This window comes from Chromobacterium sinusclupearum (genome assembly GCF_002902845.1).
In the GTDB taxonomy this organism is placed as follows: Bacteria; Pseudomonadota; Gammaproteobacteria; order Burkholderiales; family Chromobacteriaceae; genus Chromobacterium; species Chromobacterium sinusclupearum.
On record NZ_PPTF01000030.1, the window covers coordinates 37028 to 52278 of the forward strand.

Below are 15251 nucleotides of genomic sequence, written 5' to 3' on the forward strand. Positions count from 1 at the left end.
AAAGAAGATGAAAACGATGCTGATAGTCCTGACCTTTGCCCTGGCCGCTCCGTTTGCGCTGGCCGCGCCGGACGCGCAGACCATACTGGCGGGCAGCGATGCGGTGCGCAATCCGGACAAGCCGTTCGGCCTGATCGTCTCGCTGGTCAGCTACAAGGACGGCCAGGAGAACGAGCGCAGCGCGCTGGCGGTGTACTCGCGCGCCGACCAGAACAGCGGCCAGTTTCGCAGCCTGCTGCGCTTTGTCAGCCCGGCGCGCGACGCCGGCAAGCTGATGCTGAAGAACGGCAACGATTTGTGGTTTTACGACCCGGCCAGCAAGGCCAGCGTGCCGATCTCGCCGCAGCAGCGCTTGCTGGGCCAGGCCTCCAACGGCGACGTGGTGACGGTGAACCTGGCGCTGGACTACCGCGCGCGGCTGGACGGCGAGGAGGACATCCAGGATGGCGACCGCCAGCCCCGGCATTGCTACAAACTGCATCTGTCGGCCCGCAACGGCGGCGTCACTTACCACGCCATCGACCTGTGGCTCGACAAGGACGGCTACCGCAGCCGCAAGGCCAAGTTCTACTCGGAAAGCGGCAGCCTGCTGAAAACCGCCTACTATCGCGGGTATCAGCAGGTGTTGGGCCGCGAGCGGCCCACCGAGACGGTGATCATCGACGGCCTGAACCCCAAGTGGGTGACGGTGATGCGCAACAGCGACTTCGCCTGGCGCGAGGTGCCGGAAGCCTGGCTGCAGCGCGACTATCTGCCGCGCTTCAGGGCGGAGTGAGCGATGCGCGCCTGGTTGATGCTGGTCTTGGCGGCGCTGCCGGCGGCGGCCTGGGCCGATGACGACGCGGCGGCGCTGCAACTGGCGGACCAAACGCCGGCGATGAGCGACAAGCCGCGCGACCTGAAGCTGCTGTTCGAATCCGCCGCCATCGTCAACCAGGCGATGCCGGACGCGCAGCGGCTGTCCTTCGATCTGCGTTGGGATGGCCGGTTGAGCCCGGACTGGCGCGCGGTGTTTTCGGATCGCCTCGATCAGAGCTTCGTCAATTCGCCGCAGCGCGCGCACGGTGTCAACACGCTGCGCGAAGCCTACCTGAGCCGGGAATTCGGCGATCAGAACCTGCTGGACATCGGCCGCGTCAACACCCGATACGGCGTGGGCGTGGGCTATAACCCGACTGATTTTCTGGGCGAGGGCACGGTGCGCTCGGTGGTGTCGGCAGACCAGGAAAGCCTGCGCGAAAACCGGCTGGGCAACGCCATGCTGCGCTGGCAAAAACTGTGGGATAGGGCCTCGCTGACCGGGATCTGGTCGCCCAAGCTGGCCGATGCCCCCAGCGGCAACGGCCTGAGCGCGGACTGGGGCGCGAGCAACCCCAGGGAGCGGATGTTGCTGGCTTTCAGTTATCAATTTTCCGAAAGCTGGAACCCGCAATGGCTAGCGTTCCGCCAGCAGGGCGGCTCGCCGCAGCTCGGATTCAATCTCAGCCATGTGCTGACCGACTCCACCGTCGCTTACGTCGAATGGGCCGGCGGGCAGGCAGACAGCGATTGGCGGCGCTGGCTGGGTGAGGAGGCCGGCGGCTGGCGCAACCGGCTGGCGCTGGGCAGCACCTGGACCGGCGCCAGCAAGCTGAGCTTGACGCTCGAGGGCCAGTACGACGGCGCGGCGCCGGAGGCGGCCGATTGGGACCGTCTGCGGCAAAGCCCGTTCTATGGGTCTTATCGCCAGAGCATGGCAAACTCGACCTCGCTGTTGACGCGGCGGGCGGCCCTGTTGCGCGCCAGCTGGCAGGACGCGCTGGTGGACAGCCTGGACCTGACCGCGATGCGGCAGACCAGCCTGGTGGACCATAGCGGCATGAACTGGGCGGAGGCGCGCTACCATTGGCCCCATGTCGATCTGGCCTTGCAGTGGCAGCGATTCGACGGCGGAGCGCTGACCCACTATGGCGCGGCGATGCCGCAGCAGAGTTGGCAGCTGGTGTTTGATTATTTTTATTGAGGCCTAATCATGAATGCATTCCAGCGCTGGTCCGGCGTACTTCAGGAGTTTGCCGTCTGCAGCGGCATCAATCTGGCCATCGCTTTGTTCTTTTCCTCCCTGGGCGGCTGGGGCCGGCTATACGACAACGTGCTGATTTCGTTTTGCATAGGCTATAGCTGCTGGTTGAGCGGCAGCGTGCTGGGCCGGCTCAAGCTGAATCGCGCGCTGGTCTATGTCTTGGTGCTGCTGTTCAGTGTGCCGTTCGGCTTCAAGCTGGCGGCCTGGCTGGGCGCATTCGATGTGTTGGCGCTAGCTTTGCGCGTGCCGGAGCGCGCGTATCTGTTTCTTGTGCCGACCTTGCTGGTGGCGATGTTCGCCATGACACTGAGCCTGCTGTACTACCGTTCTCAGGCGCTGGCCGGCGAGCTGGAGGCCACGCGCCGGCGCGAGGCGGAAAGCCGCGAGGCGCAGACGGCGGCGCAGCTGGCCATGCTGCAGGCGCAGATCGAGCCGCATTTCCTGTTCAACACCCTGGCCAATGTGCAAAGCCTGATCGAGACCGATCCGCCGCGCGCAAGCCGCATGCTCGGCTATTTGAATACCTATCTGCGCGGCAGCCTGGCGCGCAGCCGCAGCGCAAGCGGCACGCTGGGCCAGGAGCTGGACATGGTGGGCGCGCTGTTGGACATCGCCGCCATCCGCATGGGCGAGCGGCTGCGGGTCAGCGTGGAGGTGGCGGAGGAGCTGAAGGCGCTGCCGCTGCCGCCCTTGCTGCTGCAGCCTCTGGTGGAGAATGCGCTGAAGCATGGGTTGGAACCCAGCGTGGCCGGCGGCGAAATCGTTATCCGCGCCGAGCGGCAGGACGGCTCGCTCCACTTGATGGTGCGCGACAGCGGGGTCGGCATCGCCGAAGCGGCCCCGGCCGGAGTGGGGCTGGCCAATATCCGCGAACGGCTGGCGGCGCTGTACGGCCCGGCGGCGCAGCTGCGCTTGTCGCCGGGGCAGCCGCGCGGCATGCTGGCCGAGCTGGTCTTGCCGATTGCATAATGAATGGCGCATTGCCCTAGGAAAACCCATGCTCACCGCCCTGATCGCCGACGATGAACCGCTGCTGGCCGCCGCGCTGCAATCCGCCTTGTCCAGATTGTGGCCGCAGTTGGCGATTCTGGCCGTGGTTCATGATGGCGCGTCGGCGCTGGCCGAGATCAACCGGCAGCGGCCGGACTTTGCCTTCCTCGACATCCGCATGCCCGGCCTGGATGGCATGGCGGTGGCCAGGAGCGTCAGCGGTTGCCGGGTGGTGTTCGTCACCGCCTATGACGAATACGCCTTGCAGGCTTTCGACGCGGCGGCGCTGGACTACCTGCTCAAGCCCATCGACGACGCCCGGTTGTTGCGCTGCATCAGCCGGCTGCAGCAGGCCGCGCCGCTGGTTCAGCCCATCGCGGCGGCGCCGGCCGAGGCGCAGCCGGCATACCTGAGCTGGATCACCGCTGGTCTGGGCAACAGCAAGCGCTTGATTGCGGTGGATGAAGTGCAGTATTTCAAAGCCTGCGACAAGTACACGGAGCTGGCGCTGGCCGGCGAGACACAGCTGATCCGCACGCCGCTGAAGGAGCTGGCGGCGCGGCTGGACCCAAGGCAGTTTGCCCAAATCCACCGCGGGCTGATCGTGCGGCTGGCGGCGGTGCAGGGCATAGAGCAGGACTTGCTGGGCCGCAGCTTTGTGCTGTTGAAACACGGCGGCGACAAGCTGCCGCTGAGCCGCAGCTTCGCCGCGCAATTCAAGGCCATGTAGGGCGGAAGCCCGGCTTTGCCGGGCGTTCCGCCGTTGCCAGGGTGGGCGGCTTGATGCTCGGCAGGCGGCATGGCAGCGCTGAGCTGCCGACCCGCCGTGCCATCGATAAGGCGCTGCGGATGGCGATGAACTACGCTGACAGCATACTCAGCTCAAAATCAGAAAGCACGCGCGATGTCCGCCCTCGTTTTCCGCCCCCGCCTGCTCGATACCCTTCGTCACTACAATGCCAAGCAACTGCGGGCCGACCTGATGGCCGGCGTCACCGTCGGCATCGTCGCGCTGCCGCTGGCGATGGCGTTCGCGATAGCCAGCGGCGTGCCGCCGCAGGCCGGCATCGTCACCGCCATCATCGCCGGCGCGCTGGCGGCCGCGCTGGGCGGCACCCGGCTGTGCGTCACCGGTCCCACCGGCGCCTTCATCGTGATCCTGTATGGCATCGTCAGCCGCTACGGCGTGGCCAATCTGCTGATCTGCACCTTCATGGCGGGGATCATGCTGGTGCTGATGGGGGTGTTTCGGCTGGGGCAAGTGATACGTTTCTTTCCCATGCCGCTGATCACCGGCTTCACCAACGGCATCGCGGTATTGATCTTTCTGACCCAGTTGAAGGACTTTTTCGGCCTGCCCATCGCCAAGATGCCGTCCGGCTTTTTCGCCGTGATGGTGACGCTGCGCGCGCATTTTTCCGGCCTGGATGGGCCGACTACGCTGCTGTCGTCGAGCCTGCTGCTGCTGATTCTGCTATGGCCTAAGCGCTTGAACCGGCTGCTGCCGTCGCCCTTTGTCGCCCTGGTGCTGGCCACGCTGGCGACCGTATTGTTCGATTTGCCGGTGGCGACGCTGGGCAGCCGCTTCGGCGGCATTCCGCAAGGGCTGCCGTCGCCGGCCGGACTGGACCTGAACCCTGTCCATCTGTCCGATTTGCTGGCGCCGGCGTTCACCATCGCCCTGCTCGGCGCGATCGAATCCCTGCTGTGCGCGGTGGTGGTGGATAGCCTCACCGCCGACAAGCACGACGCCAATCAGGAGCTGATAGGGCAGGGCATCGCCAATATGGTGGTGCCGTTCTTCGGCGGCATTCCGGCCACCGGCGCGGTGGTGCGTTCGGTCACCAATATCGGCAATGGCGCGCGCACGCCGCTGGCGGCGGTGTTCCATGCCGCGCTGTTGCTTATGGTGCTGCTGTTGGCCGCGCCGCTGGCCGCCCATGTGCCGCTGGCGTCGCTGGCGGCGATTCTGGTGTCGGTGGCGCTGAAGATGGGCGACTGGGACATCCGCAAGGCGCGGCAGTTTCCGCCGCACGACACCTTGGTGCTGCTGGTGACCTTCGCGTTGACGGTCGCTTTCGATCTCACCGTGGCAGTGGAAATCGGCCTGCTGCTGGCCGCGGTGTTCTTCATCCGCAGCATGGCCAGCCATACCGCCATCCATCAGCTGTTGCCGGAGCATGCGCAACTGTTCGAGCGCCACAGCATCGCCGGCAAGAGCGTGCCGGACGGCTGCGCGGCCTTCCGCATCGAGGGCGCGCTGTTTTTCGGCGCGGCGGACAGCGTGGACATCATCCTGAAGGAAGCACCGCGTGCGCGTGTGATCATCCTGCAGCTGCATAGGCTGGTTCTGCTCGACACCTCCGGCCTGTTGGCGCTGGAAGCCCTGCGCGCGCGGCTGGCGGAGCAGGGCAAGACGCTGATCCTGTGCGGCGCGACGGATGAGGTGATGGACATGCTGGAGGGCTCCCGGCTGATGGAGCGCTTGGGCGAGGATAATCTGCAGCCCGATCTGGCCGCTGCCTTGCAGCGCGCGGAGGAGGTGCTGACCGATGGCGTGGTGTGGGCTTAGCGGCGGTTAGCCATCTTGATGGTTTTGAATCCGTTGCGCGGATAGCTGCTTTCATTGCCGGAGCTGCCCAGCGGGCGGGGGAGGGATATTGATTTGGTCCAAATATCCCGGCCCGGCGCGCGTACGATCAGCGGTTTTTCTTCTGCTTGCGCAGTTTCAGCCAGCGCGCCACCGCATGTCCCACCGCCAGCGGCGATAGGGGCATCAGCGCCAGCAGCCCGTGGCCGTCGCGGTAGCCGGGGTTGACGCTGACGAAGAAGCGGTCGGACGGTTTGGCGGAATTCTGCCAGTACTGGTGATCGTCCTTGCCATCGCGGGTGAGGATGCCGACGTTGGCGATGTAGGGCCTTTCCGGCGAAACCGGCGTCAGTTGGAAACTGGAGAACAATTCGTAGGCCTTGGCTGCCAGCGGGTGGCTGTCATCATGGCCCGGCGCCGGCCACATGCGGTGGGCGAACTTGTGCATGACCGCGTAGCTGGATGGGTGCAGCATCACTCCGAAGAAATACAGGGGCCGCAGCGGATGGCTCAGCCAATGGCGCATGATCTGGCTCGCCAGGAAGGCGAAGTTGCTGTTCTTGCCGCGGTAGGCTTTGAGCAGGCCGGACTGCACGCGCAACACGCTGCAGGTGCGGCCGCCTATCTGGCGTCGGAAGCGGTGCATCGCGCAGTAGCCCACCAGTTGTCCTTCGAGGTTCCGGTGTAGCAGCAGGCTGCTGTGCTCGGACGGCGGCGAGATGACCATGGCCTTGAAGCCGGCGTAGTCGATGCCGGCGAAGATGGTGTCGTGAAGCCGGAACAGCTCGCGGGACAGATCTTCCCGTTGTTCCGGCGTCAGCTTGCCGGGGAGGATGCGGATTGAGTGAACGATGTCTGCCATTTCATTTCCTTGTGCAATGCAGCAATGAATTGGCGGCGATGTTAGAAAAGCCGGCGGCGGGCGGCTACTGGCCTTTCTGTATATGATTTTGACATTTTTATTTTACAAATAAAATGCGCTTTGTCTTTCATGCGCTTATGAAACGACTGTATGGTTTTTGTGAAGCAGGCCGGACGGTCCGGCCTTCTTCCTCCTGTCCGATAGGCCGGCCGATGGGTTCCAGACGGCAGAACGGCATGCCGCGCCAAGCGACATGCCGTTCTGTTTCTACATGGCGCCTCTCAGGCGCCTGACACTGCGATCAGTCGTCGTGATGCAGGTTTTCCTCGATCACGGCGTTGATCACGCCCATGGCGACCGCCAGCGGCAGTCCCAGCATCCAGGCGAAGTACCACATGGTTTGTCTCCTTGTCAGTAAAGGCTTTTGCTGTTCCGTTCCACATGCGCGCCCGTCACCTTGCCGCGCATCACCCGATAGCACCAGCTGGTGTAGCTGAGCACGATGGGCGTGAAGATCAGCGCGGCCCAGAACATGATGTTGAGCGTCAGATGGCTGGAGGTGGCGTCCCAGGCGGTGAGGCTGGAGCGCGGATCCGAGCTGGACGGCATCAGGAAGGGGAACAGGCTGGCGCCGGCGGTGCCGATCACCCCGGTTTGCACCAGGCTGGAGGCGATGAAGGCCGCGCCGGACTTGCGCGAGGCGGCGAAAGCCGCGGCCAGGGAGGCCCCGGCGAAACCGAGCAGCGGCAGCGCCATGGTCAGCGGATAGCGATGGTAATTGCCCAGCCAGGCGCCGGCTTCGCGGCCGACGGTCTTGGCCAGCGGGTTGCTGGCCGCGCCCGGTTCGGCGCCGCTCAGGATCACATAGCCTTGCAGATGGCTCACCCACAGGCCGGCCAGCGCGAACAGCGCGATCACCGCCACGGCGCAGGCGATGGCGGCCTTGCGCGAGCGCTCGGCCACCTCGCCGTCGGTGCGCAGCATCAAGAAGGTGGCGCCTTGCAGCGTGATCATCGCCGACGACACCAGGCCGCATAGCAGGGCAAACGGATTGAGCAGGGCGAAGAAGCTGCCCTCGTAGAACGGGCGCAGGGTATCGTCGAAATGGAAGGGCACGCCCAAGAGCAGGTTGCCGAAGGCCACGCCGAAGATCAGCGGCGGCACGAAACCGCCGACAAACAGGCCCCAGTCCCAGAAGGCGCGCCAGCGCGGGTTCTCCAGCTTGCTGCGGTAATCGAAACCCACTGGGCGGAAGAACAGCGCCCACAATACGGCCAGCATCGCCCAGTAAAAGCCGGAGAAAGCGGTGGCGTAGACAAAGGGCCAGGCGGCGAAGATGGCGCCGCCGCCGGTGATGAACCACACTTGGTTACCGTCCCAATGCGGGGCGATGGTGTTGATGGCGACGCGGCGTTCGGTATCGGTGCGGCCGACGAAGGGCAGCAGCGTGCCCACGCCCATGTCGTGGCCATCCATGATGGCGAAGCCGATCAGCAGCACGCCGACCAGCAGCCACCAGATGAATTTGATGGTTGGGTAATCAAACATGCTCATGCCTCCTTGGCGGCCAGTTGCGGGGCGGATTCATTGTGGTAGCGGCCGGTGCCCAGGCTGGCCGGGCCCAGGCGGGCGTATTTCACCATCAAATACATTTCGGCAACCAATAGGCCGGTGTAGAACAGCACGAAGCCGGTCAGCGACGCCGCCACGCTGGCCGCGGTCAGCGAGGAGGTGGATAGATGGGTCGGCAACAGGCCGTAAACCGTCCACGGCTGGCGGCCGTATTCGGCCACCACCCAGCCAAGCTCCGCCGCGATCCACGGCATTGGAATCCACCACAGCGCCCACTTCAGCAGCCAGCGGCGCTCGGCGAAACTGTTTTTCAGCGAGAACCAGAAGGCCAGCGTGAACAGCGAGAGGAAGCTGAAGCCCAGACCCACCATCACGCGGAAGCTCCAGAACATCGGCGCCACTTCCGGAATCGTGCTCTGCGCGGCCTGGTCTATCATGGCCGGCGTGGCTTGGCGCACGTCGGCGACGTATTTCTTCAGCAGCAGGCCAAAGCCCAGATCGGCCTCGTGCCTCTCAAACGCCGCGCGCAAGGCCGGGTCCTGCGGCGACTTGCGCAGCGCTTCCAGCGCGATCACCGCTTCGCGGCCGTTGACGATGCGGGCGCGGTTGCGGGCGATGATTTCGCTGATGCCAGGAATCGGCTTGTCCACGCTGCGGGTGCCGATCAGGCCCAGCAGATAGGGAATCTTGATTTCGTAGTGGTTGGTCTGCGCCTGTTTGTCCGGAATGCCGAACAGCGTCAGGCCGGCCGGCGCGTCCTCGGTATGCCAGATGCCCTCGATGGTGGCGATCTTGGCGTGCTGCGACTCGGCCACGGTGTAGCCGGATTCGTCGCCCAGCACGATGACCGACAGCGCGGAGGCGAAGCCGAAGGCGGCGGCGATGCGGAAGCTGCGGCGGGCGAACGGCAGGTCGCGGCCCTTCAGGATGTACCAGCTGGATACGCCCAGCACAAAGCAGGCGGCGGTGACATAGCCGGCGCTGACGGTGTGCACGAATTTGGCCTGGGCCACCGGATTGAACATGATGTCCCACATCGAGGACATTTCCATGCGCATGGTCTGGTAGTTGAAGTGCGCGCCCACCGGGTTTTGCATCCAGCCGTTGGCGATCAGGATCCACAAGGCGGACAGATTCGAGCCTATGGCCATCAGGATGGTCACCATCAGGTGCTTGGCGCGCGACAACCTGTCCCAGCCAAAGAAGAACAGGCCGATGAAGGTGGATTCCAGGAAAAAGGCCATCAAGCCTTCGATGGCCAGCGGCGCGCCGAAGATGTCGCCCACGTAGTGCGAGTAATAGGCCCAGTTGGTGCCGAACTGGAACTCCATGGTGATGCCGGTGGTGACGCCGAGCGCGAAGTTGATCCCGAACAGTTTTCCCCAGAAACGGGTCATGTCGCGGTAAATCTCTTTGCCGGTGATGACAAAGGTGGATTCCATGATCACCAGCATCCACACCATGCCCAGCGTCAGCGGAACAAATAGAAAATGGTATAAGGCCGTTACGGCAAATTGCAATCGAGACAGATCGATCAACGTCTCATTCATGGCTTCTCTCCAGCTTGCTGCAATAAATGGCTTGCCACGTCAGCGGCATCCATATTGGGTCTTTCTTTAAAAAACATGCCCCAGATCAGAGAAATCAGGATCAATTTTATTAACAACACCATGATTATCTCTTTCCGGTACTTCGAGCTTCTCTTCATGCATGGCCTTCCGTCTTGAAAACGATCGCCGGAACATGCCATACCCATCCACTATTTGTCCTGCGGCATAATGTCGCGATCAAGCACACCTTTGACCTCGATCAAAATTATGCAATGCGCGAAATTGACGTATGGATATTTTTTGATTTTGAAAACCCATTTGTAATGTATTGTATTTTGGCAAGGCTTGAATTTATAGCCGGGTGCAGGAGATTAAATGGCTGCTTGTTGGGCGAGTCTTGCGGCGCGGATTTTACAGGGCAGGGTATGGAGTGAGATTGCCGTAGCGGCAGGAGGCTATTTGTGGATTGGAGTGGGAGGATAGGGGGTTGATTCGCGCCTTTTATATAAAGACGCTCCATTTTTTTAGGCGCAAGCTGAATCCGGCGCTGCAAGTGTCTGCCGATTATTGTGAATGCCGGTATCGAATAGCCATGCAATTTATAGCGGGCGATATTTTACGTCATAACCACTGGCGTGGTGCAGGCCGCCTTTTTGCAAGGGCGGCCTGTTGGATGGCGGTCGTTCAATAACCTTGTGCGCGCTGAACCAGGCCGGCGGCAGGCAAGCCGGCCGCCAATTGCCGCAGCCCCGCGACGATTTGCTCCACGGCCGGCTGGCGTAATGTGATGGCGGCAACGTGCGGGGTAATGGCGACGGCGGGGTGGCGCCACAGCGGATGGTCGGCCGGCAGAGGCTCCTCGGCAAACACGTCCAGTTGCGCGCAACGCAGATGGCCATTGTCCAGCAAGGCTAGCAGCGCATCCTGATCCAGCAGGTCGCCGCGACCGGCATTGATCAGCATCGCGCCTTGCGGCAGCGCCTCCAGTCGTTGGCGGTTGAGTAGGCCGCGGGTATCCGGCGTGGACGGCAATACGCAGGCCAGCACCTGGCTTTCGGCCAGTAGCTGGGCCAGCCCGGCCTCGCCATGCAGGCAGCGTACAGTTTCAATGTTTTTGGGGCTGCGGCTCCAGCCGCTAAGCTGATAACCGTCCCGCGCCAGCGATTGGGCAACGGCGCTGCCAATTTCGCCCAGCCCCAGAATGCCGACGCGAATATCGCCAGGCAGCCTCGGCGCCAGCTTGCGCCACTGGCCCGTGGCTTGTTGGCGGCGGTACAGGTCCATATTGCGCTGATAGCCCAGCACGCCGTAACGGATGTATTCGGTCATCTGCGCCGCCATCCCGCCGTCCAATAGCCGGTAGACCGGCAGATCGGCAGGCAGGTCCGGACGCGTCATCAGTTTGTCCACGCCGGCGCCCAGCGCGAATAGCGCTTCCAGCCGAGGCATGTCAGCCAGCAGGCCGTCCGGCAGCCCCCAGGTGACGAGGTGGCGGATGTCGGACAGCTGGGCATGTTCCAGGTCGACGAACTGCCGCTCTGGCATGGCGGCGCGAAACAGTTCCAGATAGGCGGAAACTTCCTTGGGGTTGGGCGTGTGGACCAGGATCATCGTAGTGTCTTTTCTGCAGAAATATGCCTTCAGTATACCGCGCTCAGACAATTCAGCATGGCATGGTCCGCCCCAGTTGCTCGATGGCGGCCAGCAGTGTTTCCTCGACTTGCTCGTCGCGCGCAACCTGTTCGGCGGCGTACGGCAACAGTTGCGGGTGGCTGCCCACCAGCACCGGGTGGCGTGCGGCGGCAAACATCGACAGGTCGTTGCTGTCGTTGCCGAAACACACCACTTGGTCCGCGGCGATGCCATGACGCAGCAAGGCGCTCATCTTGCTCACGCCATGGGCGGTGATATCGACGATCTGTTGGTCCGAGTGGTGATGGACGGCGATATCGTCGCGCTCGGCCAGCGCCAGCTGCAGGGCCGGGCCGTCGGCGCATTCGGTGACCAGCAGCTTGACCGGCAGCCGGATGTCGTCGCGCGCGACCTGGTTGGCCCGGCGTGCCGGATCGACCCAGCCCATGAACGGATGATCGGGATCGCCGCGGTAGTGATAGTGCCAGGGCAGGTCTACCAGATAGGAGGCTTCCAAGCGTTCCGCCAGCGCGCACAATTGGTCCAGCGTGCGCTTGGCCAGCGGCTGAATATCGCACAGCTCGCCTTGATGGTAGGTCATGGCGCCGTTGGAGCCGACGAACAGACCATGGTGAAAGCGCTCATCCAGCAAGTGCAGCATGTCGCGATAGGGGCGGGCGGAGGCGAAACCGATCTGGTGCCCCTGTTCTTCCAGTCCGCACAGCGCGTTTTGTATGGTAGGGCTGATGGTATGGCCGTCGAAGCAAAGGGTGCCGTCTATGTCGAAGATGAAGTGCATGCGCAGTCCGGTGGAGGCCAAATTTTCTGATGGGAGTGTGATTGTAATGGCGGGTAACCGGGCTGTGTAAGTTCTCGATGAACCGCTAGATTTCCGAGTTTGCGCCGGCCAGTTGCTTCAGGCAGCGGGCCTGCCAATCCCATTCCGGCTCGAACGCGGACGGATCCGCCGCCGCGCCGTAGCCGCCCTGGCCGTAAACGGCGGCATAGGCCGCGTAATCCGCGGCCTGCCGAGCGCGGCCGGCTAGCGCCATCGCCACCGCATGGCTGGCCGATACCGCCGCGTGGCCGCAGCCGTCCAGCGATGCCGAACCGGGGTGGGCCCGGGCCAATTCGGCCGCGCGCAAGGCCAAGGCGCTCAGCGCCGCGCGGTCTATCCCGCCGGCCAGATAGCGTTCCAGCCCGCTCAGGCAGGCGGCAACCTCGGGATTTTCCAGTAAATGGGCGACACGCCGGGCACAGGCCAGACCGAAACGCAAGCGCAGCGTTTCCCGCGGTGGGGAGTCTAGATCGAGCGAGGCGGCCAGCGCGTCAAGCTTCTCGTTCATGGTCCAAGGTTTCCATGGCAGGGCCGGGCGCATTTCGCGCCGACTCTTCGTTGTTCCGCGCTGGCAGAGAATGAAATGCGGCGGGCGAAACGCTTCGATTCGTCGCAAAACGCATCCCGGCGCGACCGCTCACCAAATGTCTACAGCCCCTTAGGTCAAGCAGATGAGATCGCTCTCCAGCGCGTCCTCTTCGCGCAGCACGCCCTCCAAGGCGGCAAAGCAGCGCGGGTCCAGCGCGCTGCCCAGGCTTTGCCGCATGATGTCCAGCGTGACGGGCACCGGGTTTTCCGGGTGGTAGGGACGGGCGGCGTGGATGGCATCGAAGATGTCGGCCACCGTGATGATGCGGGTTTCCAGGGCAATCTGGTCTGCCACCAGGCCGCGCGGATAGCCGGTGCCATCCAGCCGTTCGTGGTGGGCGCCGGCGACGCGGGCCAGTTCGGCAAACGACTCGATCCGCGCCAGGATGGTTTCGGTGTAGGCTGCGTGGCGTTTCACCGCTTCCCACTCCTCCGGCGTCAGCTTGCCTGGCTTGTCCAGTATGGTGTTGCTGACGCCGAGTTTGCCCACATCGTGCAACAGCGCGCCGCGCTTCAGCCAGCGGCGGCGTTGCGGGTCTAGCCCCAGCTCCATGCCGATGCGGTCGGCGTAGTGGCCTACCCGGTGGCTGTGGCCGGCGGTGAACGGGCTCTTGGAGTCCACGACCTGGCCGAAGCCTTCGGCGATTTCGTCCATATAGTCTTCGTCCAAGGGGACCGTGAACTGGGCGGGCTCCAGATCCAGCACAGCCTGCTCGATGTCATCGGATTCCAGCTGGCGCCAGAAGCCATCGTCTCGCGCCGCGCCGCGGAAGGCGGCCACCAGTTCCGGGTCGAACCAGCCGCCGCCGCGGCTCACCGCCTCGTCCAGCGCGGCGTGGCGGCCGTGCGTGACATTGAAGACGTCGATCACCTGGGATAGCAGGGCGATGCGCGCGTTCAGCGGAATCGCCTGGCCGCTCAGGCCCAATGGCCGGCCGGAGCCGTCCCAGTGCTCGTCCAGATATTGGATGCCGCGCGCCACGTTTTCATTGAAACGCAACTGGCGGGCGATGTCCGCGCCGCGGTGGCAGCGGGTGTTGATCAACTCATCCGCCATTTCCTTGCCGCGGCGCAGCACGTTGAGAATGGACGCGGCGCGTTGCCGCCAGCCAGCGGCATGGGTGCCGGTATTGGCGAACACAAAGCCCAGCATTTGCGGCAGGCTGGCGCCCACTCGTTTGAAGTCCTGCTTGAAATCGCGGTCGTCGGTGAGGTAAAGCTCGCAAATCCGCGCGGCATTGCTGCTGCAGCCCAGGTCTTTCAGCAGAATGGTGTAGTACAGATCCCACAGTTCCTGCGGCGACAGCCCGATGGCGCGGCCAATATGCATGCCTATCCAACAGCTGCGCACGCAATGGCCTTCCGGCTGGCCTTCCGTGATGTCCAGCGCGTAACTGAGTGAGCCTATCAGTTGCGATAGCTTCAGGGCTTGCGTCATGGCGTGTCCGTTGCGGGGGGAGAAAATACCATTTTAGTCGCTTAGCATGGCTATTTGGCCATGATGATGGCTGCGCGCGCGGCGTTGGAATAAAGTGGTGAAAATGTCTACGACAATTGCCTCGCGATCAAGCGATCGATACAGGAGCCCGCTGCCATGAAGTGCCATGCCACATTGGATTTTCTGACCACCCATGATTTCCATGTGATCGCCGAGTTGGGCGCAGTCATCTGGCATCAGCACTTCATCAGCATGATCACGCGCGAGCAGATTGACTACATGTTGTCCAGCCGTTACACGCCGGAAAAGCTGAGCCGCTATCTGGACGCGCCGGACCGCTGGTTCCGCCTGCTGCGCGTGGATGGCAAGCTGTCCGGCTATTGCAGCTACGCGCTGACGGACAAGTCCGGGGAGATGAAGCTGGAGCAGCTGTATCTGCTGGAAGAACTGCGCGGCCAAGGCCTGGGCGGCCGCATGATGGACGAGGTGGAAGCGGCGGCCCGCGCCAAGGGTTGCAATACGCTGATGCTGACCGTCAACCGCCATAACGCCGGCTCCATCGCTGTGTACGAGAAGCGCGGCTTCACCGTGCGGGAGCAGGTGGTGGCCGATATCGGCAACGGCTTTGTGATGGATGATTATGTGATGGAGAAGAGGCTGGGCTGAGTGGTCAGCCTTGGCTGCCTGAATAAAGTTCTGACGCCCCCTGTTTGGCGCGGCCCCAGATTTCCTCGTCGCTCAGCATGGTCTCGATGAGTTCGATAGGCACACCGCCTTCTTCGATGATGGCGACGTGGAAGCCCGGCAGCGGTTCATAGGGCCCCAGCAACACGTTTTTATCGGCGATGGCCATGGCGAGGCTGGGCACCTTGAATGCCGGATGCGGCACGGTCTGTATCAGCGGATGCAGCGGACAGCCGGGCTCGAAGCGGTGCCATTGGATGCGGAAATCCGCGCTATCGGCATCGGCGGTATACATCCGGTATTTGGCGCTATAGCGTTCGTTCGGCTTGGGCTCGGTGGTGGGGATGCCCATGTGATGGAATTGGTAGCGCGGATTCATGCAGGGCATCTGGCTTTCGTTCAATTTGGCGGGTATGACATTTTGCATAAAGACTGTTTTGGTGTG

Annotated in this window: 17 protein-coding genes; 7 read left to right on the forward strand and 10 right to left on the reverse strand. The window is 63.3% G+C overall.

The features are described 5' to 3' along the window. The first annotated feature begins 7 nt into the window (after positions 1-7). From C2134_RS08865 to C2134_RS08885, 5 genes are all read left to right on the forward strand, one after another. Positions 8-775: an outer membrane lipoprotein-sorting protein gene (locus C2134_RS08865; protein WP_103319314.1), complete on the forward strand. Its 768-nt coding sequence runs from the start codon at positions 8-10 to the stop codon at positions 773-775. Positions 776-778: 3 nt separating this feature from the next. Beyond that, positions 779-2002 carry a hypothetical protein gene (locus tag C2134_RS08870; RefSeq protein ID WP_103319316.1) on the forward strand — a complete coding sequence of 408 codons (1224 nt, stop codon included), beginning with the start codon at positions 779-781 and terminating at the stop codon, positions 2000-2002. Between the two features lie 9 nt (positions 2003-2011). Beyond that, positions 2012-3031 carry a sensor histidine kinase gene (locus tag C2134_RS08875; RefSeq protein WP_103319318.1) on the forward strand — a complete coding sequence of 340 codons (1020 nt, stop codon included), beginning with the start codon at positions 2012-2014 and terminating at the stop codon, positions 3029-3031. 28 nt (positions 3032-3059) lie between these two features. Continuing rightward, positions 3060-3782 carry a LytR/AlgR family response regulator transcription factor gene (locus tag C2134_RS08880; RefSeq protein WP_103319320.1) on the forward strand — a complete coding sequence of 241 codons (723 nt, stop codon included), beginning with the start codon at positions 3060-3062 and terminating at the stop codon, positions 3780-3782. Between the two features lie 174 nt (positions 3783-3956). After that, complete coding sequence (locus C2134_RS08885) at positions 3957-5624, forward strand: SulP family inorganic anion transporter (protein WP_103319322.1); 1668 nt, start codon at positions 3957-3959, stop codon at positions 5622-5624. Between the two features lie 127 nt (positions 5625-5751). Here the strand turns inward: C2134_RS08885 and C2134_RS08890 are convergent, their stop codons facing one another. The 5 genes from C2134_RS08890 to cydP all read right to left on the reverse strand — a co-directional run bounded on the left by C2134_RS08890 (position 5752) and on the right by cydP (position 9784). Beyond that, on the reverse strand, positions 5752-6504 hold the full coding sequence (locus tag C2134_RS08890; protein WP_103319324.1) for a hypothetical protein: 753 nt from the start codon (positions 6502-6504) through the stop codon (positions 5752-5754). 301 nt (positions 6505-6805) lie between these two features. Then, positions 6806-6901 (reverse strand): cytochrome bd-I oxidase subunit CydX, encoded by a 96-nt coding sequence (cydX, locus tag C2134_RS08895; protein ID WP_082693332.1) that lies wholly within the window; start codon positions 6899-6901, stop codon positions 6806-6808. A gap of 14 nt (positions 6902-6915) precedes the next feature. Beyond that, a complete protein-coding gene (gene cydB / locus C2134_RS08900) occupies positions 6916-8052 on the reverse strand; it encodes a cytochrome d ubiquinol oxidase subunit II (RefSeq protein ID WP_103319326.1) in 1137 nt (378 codons plus the stop codon). A gap of 2 nt (positions 8053-8054) precedes the next feature. Further along, complete coding sequence (locus tag C2134_RS08905; RefSeq protein WP_103319328.1) at positions 8055-9626, reverse strand: cytochrome ubiquinol oxidase subunit I; 1572 nt, start codon at positions 9624-9626, stop codon at positions 8055-8057. After that, on the reverse strand, positions 9623-9784 hold the full coding sequence (gene cydP, locus C2134_RS21510) for a cytochrome oxidase putative small subunit CydP (protein ID WP_158248731.1): 162 nt from the start codon (positions 9782-9784) through the stop codon (positions 9623-9625). Before cydP ends, C2134_RS08905 begins: the two co-directional genes overlap by 4 nt. A 15-nt stretch (positions 9785-9799) precedes the next feature. Here cydP and C2134_RS21175 point away from each other — a divergent pair, with 15 nt between their 5' ends. Next, positions 9800-10060 carry a hypothetical protein gene (locus tag C2134_RS21175; protein ID WP_146042115.1) on the forward strand — a complete coding sequence of 87 codons (261 nt, stop codon included), beginning with the start codon at positions 9800-9802 and terminating at the stop codon, positions 10058-10060. Between the two features lie 250 nt (positions 10061-10310). On the opposite strand, the gene C2134_RS08910 is transcribed toward C2134_RS21175, so the two are convergent. From C2134_RS08910 to C2134_RS08925, 4 genes are all read right to left on the reverse strand, one after another. Next, positions 10311-11237: a 2-hydroxyacid dehydrogenase gene (locus C2134_RS08910; protein ID WP_103319329.1), complete on the reverse strand. Its 927-nt coding sequence runs from the start codon at positions 11235-11237 to the stop codon at positions 10311-10313. Between the two features lie 52 nt (positions 11238-11289). Further along, positions 11290-12057: an HAD-IIB family hydrolase gene (locus C2134_RS08915; protein ID WP_146042116.1), complete on the reverse strand. Its 768-nt coding sequence runs from the start codon at positions 12055-12057 to the stop codon at positions 11290-11292. An 85-nt stretch (positions 12058-12142) separates the two neighbouring features. Beyond that, positions 12143-12604, reverse strand: coding sequence for a hypothetical protein (locus C2134_RS08920; protein ID WP_103319333.1), 462 nt, complete (start codon positions 12602-12604; stop codon positions 12143-12145). Between the two features lie 150 nt (positions 12605-12754). Continuing rightward, entirely contained in the window at positions 12755-14122 is a 1368-nt protein-coding gene (locus tag C2134_RS08925) for an HD-GYP domain-containing protein (protein WP_103319335.1), read from the reverse strand. Positions 14123-14278: 156 nt separating this feature from the next. Between C2134_RS08925 and C2134_RS08930 the strand changes: the two genes are divergently transcribed. Continuing rightward, a complete protein-coding gene (locus C2134_RS08930) occupies positions 14279-14788 on the forward strand; it encodes a GNAT family N-acetyltransferase (protein ID WP_103319337.1) in 510 nt (169 codons plus the stop codon). A gap of 4 nt (positions 14789-14792) precedes the next feature. On the opposite strand, the gene C2134_RS08935 is transcribed toward C2134_RS08930, so the two are convergent. Beyond that, complete coding sequence (locus tag C2134_RS08935; RefSeq protein ID WP_199179900.1) at positions 14793-15185, reverse strand: hypothetical protein; 393 nt, start codon at positions 15183-15185, stop codon at positions 14793-14795. Positions 15186-15251: the final 66 nt, after the last annotated feature.

Coding starts and splice junctions, on each gene's coding strand:
- C2134_RS08865 (WP_103319314.1), top strand. CDS start 8: ATGAAAACGATGCTGATAGTCCTGACCTTTGCCCTGGCCGCTCCGTTT.
- C2134_RS08870 (WP_103319316.1), top strand. CDS start 779: ATGCGCGCCTGGTTGATGCTGGTCTTGGCGGCGCTGCCGGCGGCGGCC.
- C2134_RS08875 (WP_103319318.1), top strand. CDS start 2,012: ATGAATGCATTCCAGCGCTGGTCCGGCGTACTTCAGGAGTTTGCCGTC.
- C2134_RS08880 (WP_103319320.1), top strand. CDS start 3,060: ATGCTCACCGCCCTGATCGCCGACGATGAACCGCTGCTGGCCGCCGCG.
- C2134_RS08885 (WP_103319322.1), top strand. CDS start 3,957: ATGTCCGCCCTCGTTTTCCGCCCCCGCCTGCTCGATACCCTTCGTCAC.
- C2134_RS08890 (WP_103319324.1), bottom strand. CDS start 6,504: ATGGCAGACATCGTTCACTCAATCCGCATCCTCCCCGGCAAGCTGACG.
- cydX (WP_082693332.1), bottom strand. CDS start 6,901: ATGTGGTACTTCGCCTGGATGCTGGGACTGCCGCTGGCGGTCGCCATG.
- cydB (WP_103319326.1), bottom strand. CDS start 8,052: ATGTTTGATTACCCAACCATCAAATTCATCTGGTGGCTGCTGGTCGGC.
- C2134_RS08905 (WP_103319328.1), bottom strand. CDS start 9,626: ATGAATGAGACGTTGATCGATCTGTCTCGATTGCAATTTGCCGTAACG.
- cydP (WP_158248731.1), bottom strand. CDS start 9,784: ATGAAGAGAAGCTCGAAGTACCGGAAAGAGATAATCATGGTGTTGTTA.
- C2134_RS08910 (WP_103319329.1), bottom strand. CDS start 11,237: ATGATCCTGGTCCACACGCCCAACCCCAAGGAAGTTTCCGCCTATCTG.
- C2134_RS08915 (WP_146042116.1), bottom strand. CDS start 12,057: ATGCACTTCATCTTCGACATAGACGGCACCCTTTGCTTCGACGGCCAT.
- C2134_RS08920 (WP_103319333.1), bottom strand. CDS start 12,604: ATGAACGAGAAGCTTGACGCGCTGGCCGCCTCGCTCGATCTAGACTCC.
- C2134_RS08925 (WP_103319335.1), bottom strand. CDS start 14,122: ATGACGCAAGCCCTGAAGCTATCGCAACTGATAGGCTCACTCAGTTAC.
- C2134_RS08930 (WP_103319337.1), top strand. CDS start 14,279: ATGAAGTGCCATGCCACATTGGATTTTCTGACCACCCATGATTTCCAT.
- C2134_RS08935 (WP_199179900.1), bottom strand. CDS start 15,185: ATGAATCCGCGCTACCAATTCCATCACATGGGCATCCCCACCACCGAG.